The following is a 6,303-nucleotide window of genomic DNA, read 5'->3' as shown; positions in this document are numbered from 1 at the left end:
GGTATTCTGAAAGCTTGTGCTTTTAAGGGGACGTTCGATATGCATGTCTCAAATGTTACAAGAAGGAGTCAGTCTGCCTGCTGATCTTGAAGGATAAAGTTGAATTAGAAATGGACGGAAACTCTTACTCATGCACTTCTTTAAAATCGGTACTCTTTGTCCTGCCCACCACCGCAATCGGCGGCGCGGAGACCAAATTTCTTAACATCATGAAGAGGATGACGGATTTCAGAAGCATTCTCCTGACCAACCGTTCCGTTGCCGAATATTTCGCCATGCCAGGCTTGAAGGTTCATCTCTTCGAGGAGTATGGATGCCGCGAACCGATGCCTGTCTCTCTGAGGAATGCGCGACACTACGCGAAGGCGATAGCTGACGTTCTGAGAAAGGAGAAGGCGCACTGTATGGTGGGCATCATGCATACGGGGAGTTTCTACGCATCTCTTGCGAGAGATATCTTCAGATTAAAGTCACCCCTTATCGGTACCATAGAAGGGAACATCTCCGCCTTTTTTGTGAGGGAGAGACGAAGCCCGTCATTTCTCGAAAGATTCCTCCTCTGGTATCTTCTCAAGCGACCCCTCTTGCTGAGCGTTCCATCGGGCGGGGTAAAGGATGACCTGATAAGGAACTTCGGGATACCGGAGCGCAAGATAGCGGTTATTTTCAACGGCATAGATATCGAGGGCGTTCGTGAAATGGCTGCAGTTGGGAGGAATAGTACCGATGGATACACCGATGGATACCATGGCAAGACAATAGTTACCGCGTGCAGATTGAACGCACAGAAGGATTTTCTCACCCTTCTCCGGGCATTCAAAGAAGTGAGAGAGGAGATAGATGCGAGGCTTGTCATTATCGGCGACGGTGAGTTGCGGGAGGAGATAATCAAATCCGCTCGGGATCTGGGAATCGGGGAACACGTGGTGATCGCGGGATTTCAGAATAACCCCTTTGGTTATTTCAAGGCGGCGCATGTTTTCGTCCTCTCCTCATTCTTTGAGGGGTTCGGTAACGTGATTGTGGAAGCGATGGCCCTAGGCGTCCCCGTTGTCGCGTCGGACTGCCCCTCCGGTCCGGGAGAGATTATCGAGCATGGAGTGAACGGATTCCTCGTTCCCGTTCAGGATCACGGGGCCATGGCAGAGGCGATTATCCGTCTCATGAGGGACGGGGAGTTGAAAAAAGGGTTTTCAGTGAAAGGGAGAGAGCGTGCCGAGGGCTTCAAAGTCGAAACCATGGTAGAAGGCTTCAGGCGTCTTCTATCGAGGGTTTGTTGAAGGAGGCTTCTTGATGGGCGGCTTGCCGGAAGTGCGGCTGTATCGGCCCGGAGACGAAGTGGGGATCACGAGACTATTCCAGGACGTCTTCGGCAGGGAGATGGCCCTGAGTGAATGGCGCTGGAAATACGCCGGGAGGGGAAACGGGAAGATCTATTGCGCTGTTGCTGTCGACGAAACCGATGGCATCGTGGCCCACTACGGCGGGATGCCGCACCGCATGATCTATCAAGGGAAGGAGGTTTACGGCCTCGCCATCGGTGATGTTATGGTCCACGCAAGACACCGGGGGTTCAAGCTCTTCAGGGAAGTGGCTTCTCTTGTTCCGGAAGAGGCGGTTAAGGACGGGATCATCCTCGGTTACGGTTTCCCGAACGAAAGGGCCCTGCGTCTCCCCGAGAAATTGGGCCTCTATGAAAAGATCGAAGACGTTCTTGAAGCGAACAAGGAGGTGACGTTCTGGAACAATCCGGTCCGGTATGTCTACAAATTGTTCCCGGTGCATTATGATGACGGAAGATTAGATGCCCTTTGGGAAGAGGTAAAGGAGAATCATGTCCTGTCTGTCATCAGAGACAGGGATTACCTCAGATGGAGGTATCAGCGGCATCCTCGTCATGCCTACGAACTTTGGGGCCTCAGGAGAAGATGGACCGGAAGGTTATGTGGTTTAGCAGTCCTACGGCGAGACGACGAGCGGGTTCTCATCATTGACTTTGTCTGCCCGCTGCCTTTGATGGATGCCCTCTTCCAGAAGATAGAAAACGTCGCATATGCTGCCGGGAAGAGGAGACTGACCCTCTGGCATCCCGAATACCTTAAGCAGAAAATGACCCAGATCGGTTTCTCCGTCGGGTTTGCGGGAACTTCAATCCCGCGCACGACTCATGAAAAGACCCTCAGGAAAGATGAGATGGCCGGTAGATTCTTCTACACCATGGGTGATACGGATTTCCTCTGAAAGTTATTTGGGGGACACCTGCCCCATTATCCTGTCCGGATAGACTTCGAGACCAGAGTCTTTCTTGGCAGCGGTCATGAATTCGTCGCCTTTTGACTTTGCGGCATCATTGGTCAATTGTGTCCTAATAGAGTCTCTCACTTCATCAAGATGCTTGGTCCCTGCTTTTTTATGATCCTCGACCTTTATGATGTGATAGCCGAACTTTGTCTGGACGATGCCGCTCACCTGACCCGGGTTCAAAGAGAAGGCGACATCCTCAAAGGCCTTCAGCATTTTGCCCTTCGGGAAATAACCGAGGTCACCCCCTTTTGCTTTGGAAACGGAATCCTGAGAGAATTCTTCTGCAAGTTTCGCAAAGTCTTCACCCTTGTTTATCCTTTCGAGGATGTCCGTTGCCAGCTGCCTTGCCTTCTCCTTCTCTTCGTTCGTTGCATGCGATGGGACTTTTATGAGGATATGCCTTGCCCTCACCTGCTCGGGGGAGGGAAACTTATCCTTGTTGACAGCATAGTACTGGGTTATATCTTCGTCGGTCACCGTTACATCCTTCGTAACAACCTTTGCCAGATATTCCCGTGTAAGGTAATCATCAACCATGAATTCTAACTGTTCCTTCACATCCGGCCTTTTGTCGAAGCCTTCCTTCCTCGCTATGTCGGCGATCATCTTCACTTCGAGCATCCGCTTGACCAAGGTTATCTTCTGCTGGGGATTCTCCCGGAGATGTTTCTGTTTGTCGGGCGGATAATAGCTGATCAGCCTATCAAGGTCTGACTTCGTGATGGTATAACCCCCGGCCTTCCCGAGAACCGGGTCCTCATCTCCGGCGAGCGACGCAGAAACAAGGAACAGTGAAAGAATGACGGCAGTTGCAAAGATTTTGAGAACCATGAGGCCTCCCTTTTCTGTAAGAATGTCGTTTTCTTTACCGGACGCTGAATCTATACTGATCACTGATTATTTGACCGCTCACATCACCGACGACTATCGCAGTGAAGACATAATCTCCTACGGGAAGCGGTTCTGGAATCTCAAAGGTATTAGACCCGAAGGACAATGAATTGCTTGTGGGGATATAGTCAACGAAGGTCCCCGCCGGATCAGAGACTATCCAGTGGATCGTACACCCCTGGACTACCGGGGAAAAGAAACTGATGTGGAGCACCGGTGTTTCAAAGGTTACCTTTTCCGGGGCAAAACAGTCGGTGCTCGATGAGGAGCAGATATGGGCCTGATCGAAAGAGAGATCGTTAAAAGATTTTGTCTTCATTCCACTTCCGACATTGAGGTTCAGACCGGCCAGAGATACGGAAGAAAAGATCAGGACAAAAAACACGGAAAATATCAAAGAGTAGAACTTCTTCATGAAAACCTCCTCATTCTTAACTGGTTGATTTCAGTTAAAATAACCCGATTGCCGACATGCACGACAATCCTTGCATTGGCAGGCAATTACCGCTTAAAAATGTTTCCAAAGAGACCGCCTCCGCTCCTTTTCGTACCCTGCGTTGAGGGAGTAGAAGTCGCGGCAGAAGACTGGGCAGGAGCCTGTGCGGGAGACACAGAAGGCTTCTGGGCCTGCTGGGCCGGCTGAGTCGTCTTCGAAGTCGCCTGTTGAGCGGCCGCGGGCTGGAAGGGCCCAGGGGCTGCACCCGGAGCTGGTGCAGGCGCAGCAGGCGCCTCTCTCGTCTTCGGTGAACTGCTGTCGATCAAATTGACCACCATCGTCTCTTCTCCCCTCACCATAACTACTTTATCAGCTGACACCTCCTTGAGAGTGAAGCCGCTCAAGTTCTCACCTTTCCTTAGGGTCGTCTGTCTCTTTCCCCTCCCCGGACTATTGGAGGGAGCCTTCTTATCATCCATGTAAGCGATACCGGTATCGTCCGTTATCAGGGTCCCGTAGAGGACGAATTCCGGCTTCGGCGGGGGCGGCACAGCAGGTTTCTCCACCGGAATCTTTCTTTCCGGATGGAAGAGGTTCTGTTCGGCGATGATGGTGTAGTCCATCGGAGACGGAACCGTGCTCTGGGCAGGAGGTTCTGTCCTTACCGCCTCTGCCTTCCTTGGAGGAGGGGCAGGGGCAACGGTGATGCGACGGGGAGGGGAGAAGATAGCAATCGCTCCGGCAACGAGAATGGCGACGAGGATTATGTTGATGACGGTAATGCTCCTGATAAGGTATCTCAGCATGCGCATTCTATTTCCCGCCTGTTAACGCCGATACGTCGAGCTTTATCGTGAGATCCTTCGGTTCTTTGAAATTTCTGATTCTCGCATCGAGTTCCTTCACGACGAGGTACGGGGTGCGGGTTTCTATCGAATAGAGGATGTCGCTCAGAGCCCGAGCATCGGGCACGACAGCGTCGATGCTGATATTGATGATCTTGAACTTTCCGAGTTCCTCGGGCTTGCTCACCCGCTCGCTCGATATCGTTCCTCCCCGGCCGGTCAGTATGCCCTTAACCGTATCCTGGAGGGCTGCCGCCGCTATCGAAGGCGTCTGCCCTTCTATGAGCTTTGAATCATCGGCCTTCCTGGCCTCTTTCAGCGCGGCGAGTTTCTTCTCCATCTCGGGTTTCTCGGCGATGAGCGCCATAAACTTTTCGAGGGTTTTTACTTTTACGGCGCGACTCTCTTTCAGCGACGCCATCTCGGTCCTCACTCTTACATATCCGTACTGGTATCCGAGCAGTACGACAAGCAGGATGATGAGGGGAATGCCGAATCGCAAGGCCCTATTTTTTCCCATGCTTTGCCGCTTCTCCCTCCGGCTTCTTGACGCCTTCTTCCGGTTTCTTAACGCCCGCGATCTCCATTTTGATCACAAACCTGTCCGCATTCATCCTCGCATCACGGAATGTCGGAGACGCGAATTCAGCCTTTCTGAAGTTCTTCGACGCCTCGAGTTTCGGCAACATCTCCGTAGCCGAGCTTGCGTATCCTTCGATTTCTACGGTTGTGTCGGTGACCCTCACCCTCGTCAGCCATGTGGTCTTGGGGAGGATCGTGGTGAGTTCCTTGAGGAGGTTCAGTGTCATCGGCTTGCTTTCCTTGAAGTGGTCTATCGTTGCTATTTCGCCGTTCAGCGTATCGATATCCTTTTTTAACGCCTCGACTTTCTTCACCTCGGACCGTTTCAGGGCTATCTGACGGTCAATGTCGCCGATCCTCTTGAGCTCGATCTGATACGGTGTGATCAGAAAAAGCGCCCATAACGCTACAATGGCGAGAACGAGGACCACCGTGACGCCTACAGGCTGTCTTACCGTCTCGTGCCGACCCCTATCGAGCAGGTTGAGCCCCTTAGATTTCGGCCACAGGGACTCCAGCATTCCGCCTGCAGCGGCATGAGAGAGCTCTTTCTGCGGACCAGGAAGCCTCAGTCCTATATCGGTTTCATTGAGTACCTTGAGCGGAAAGGGGGAGTGCGTCTTAAATATCTCCCCTAAGACCGGACTCTGATCCCTCAGAAGAAGGACAAGGGGGAATTCTCCGCCCTCCGTCTTTGCTGCCTCCCTGACGGACTCGATCTCGCTAAAGAGCATGTCTGCCTTGGCCCTCTCATCTGATATCGTGAACCCGTTCGTAAATGTCTTCGCTAAGGTACGGTCAAGAAATAACGCGCCGTCGTATCCGTCTTCGCGGAGCTCAACAAAAACCCAATTATCTCCGGCATCCATATAGCTGCAAAGCGTTCCCGTCGCCGAAAGGTTAACCGTTATCCTCTTCACCGCCAACCCTTTCTCCCCGAGCGCATCGAGGTAAGGATTGAGGATGTCGGCCCTTGCGGCTGCAAGCAACACGGTAAGCTTACCGTCGCTCTCCTTCACTATCCTGAAGTCATAGTAGGCCTCTTCGGCACTCAGCGGCGTCAGTCGGTCCAATTCGTAGGCAACAACCTCCGAAAGGTTCTCTCTGACCACAGACGGAAGCTCCGCGGTCGTGATTATCGCCCACGCCTTCGGGATGCTCAGGGTTATCTCGGCCCTGCCCGACCGGAAGTCACTTATCGCGAGGGCGACCGCAGAGGCGAAATCCTCCGGCCCGGGATACCCC

General features: G+C 52.6%; 7 protein-coding genes. 2 read left to right on the top strand and 5 right to left on the bottom strand.

All coding sequences use genetic code 11. The features are described 5' to 3' along the window. Nucleotides 1-218 precede the first annotated feature (218 nt). Together VEI96_13175 and VEI96_13170 are read left to right on the top strand one after the other, a co-directional pair. Nucleotides 219-1,280 carry a glycosyltransferase gene (locus VEI96_13175; protein HXX58946.1) on the top strand — a complete coding sequence of 354 codons (1,062 nt, stop codon included), beginning with the start codon at nt 219-221 and terminating at the stop codon, nt 1,278-1,280. Nucleotides 1,281-1,293: 13 nt separating this feature from the next. After that, complete coding sequence (locus VEI96_13170; GenBank protein HXX58945.1) at nt 1,294-2,241, top strand: GNAT family N-acetyltransferase; 948 nt, start codon at nt 1,294-1,296, stop codon at nt 2,239-2,241. A 3-nt stretch (nt 2,242-2,244) separates the two neighbouring features. Here the strand turns inward: VEI96_13170 and VEI96_13165 are convergent, their stop codons facing one another. The 5 genes from VEI96_13165 to VEI96_13145 all read right to left on the bottom strand — a co-directional run. Further along, on the bottom strand, nt 2,245-3,135 hold the full coding sequence (locus tag VEI96_13165) for a peptidylprolyl isomerase (GenBank protein ID HXX58944.1): 891 nt from the start codon (nt 3,133-3,135) through the stop codon (nt 2,245-2,247). A gap of 34 nt (nt 3,136-3,169) precedes the next feature. Beyond that, nucleotides 3,170-3,610: a hypothetical protein gene (locus VEI96_13160; GenBank protein HXX58943.1), complete on the bottom strand. Its 441-nt coding sequence runs from the start codon at nt 3,608-3,610 to the stop codon at nt 3,170-3,172. A gap of 86 nt (nt 3,611-3,696) precedes the next feature. Next, nucleotides 3,697-4,443: a hypothetical protein gene (locus tag VEI96_13155; protein ID HXX58942.1), complete on the bottom strand. Its 747-nt coding sequence runs from the start codon at nt 4,441-4,443 to the stop codon at nt 3,697-3,699. A gap of 1 nt (nt 4,444) precedes the next feature. After that, a complete protein-coding gene (gene gspM, locus VEI96_13150) occupies nt 4,445-4,996 on the bottom strand; it encodes a type II secretion system protein GspM (GenBank protein ID HXX58941.1) in 552 nt (183 codons plus the stop codon). After that, nucleotides 4,983-6,303: PilN domain-containing protein (locus tag VEI96_13145; GenBank protein ID HXX58940.1), on the bottom strand; the 1,321-nt coding region annotated here is incomplete at its 5' end. The genes VEI96_13145 and gspM, both read right to left, overlap by 14 nt.

It is taken from the genome of Thermodesulfovibrionales bacterium, assembly GCA_035622735.1.
Lineage (GTDB): Bacteria > Nitrospirota > Thermodesulfovibrionia > Thermodesulfovibrionales > UBA9159 > DASPUT01.
Note: the sequence above shows the minus strand (reverse complement) of the source record. Positions and strands in the feature narration are given on the sequence as shown.

Coding starts and splice junctions, on each gene's coding strand:
- VEI96_13175 (HXX58946.1), top strand. CDS start 219: ATGACGGATTTCAGAAGCATTCTCCTGACCAACCGTTCCGTTGCCGAA.
- VEI96_13170 (HXX58945.1), top strand. CDS start 1,294: ATGGGCGGCTTGCCGGAAGTGCGGCTGTATCGGCCCGGAGACGAAGTG.
- VEI96_13165 (HXX58944.1), bottom strand. CDS start 3,135: ATGGTTCTCAAAATCTTTGCAACTGCCGTCATTCTTTCACTGTTCCTT.
- VEI96_13160 (HXX58943.1), bottom strand. CDS start 3,610: ATGAAGAAGTTCTACTCTTTGATATTTTCCGTGTTTTTTGTCCTGATC.
- VEI96_13155 (HXX58942.1), bottom strand. CDS start 4,443: ATGCGCATGCTGAGATACCTTATCAGGAGCATTACCGTCATCAACATA.
- gspM (HXX58941.1), bottom strand. CDS start 4,996: ATGGGAAAAAATAGGGCCTTGCGATTCGGCATTCCCCTCATCATCCTG.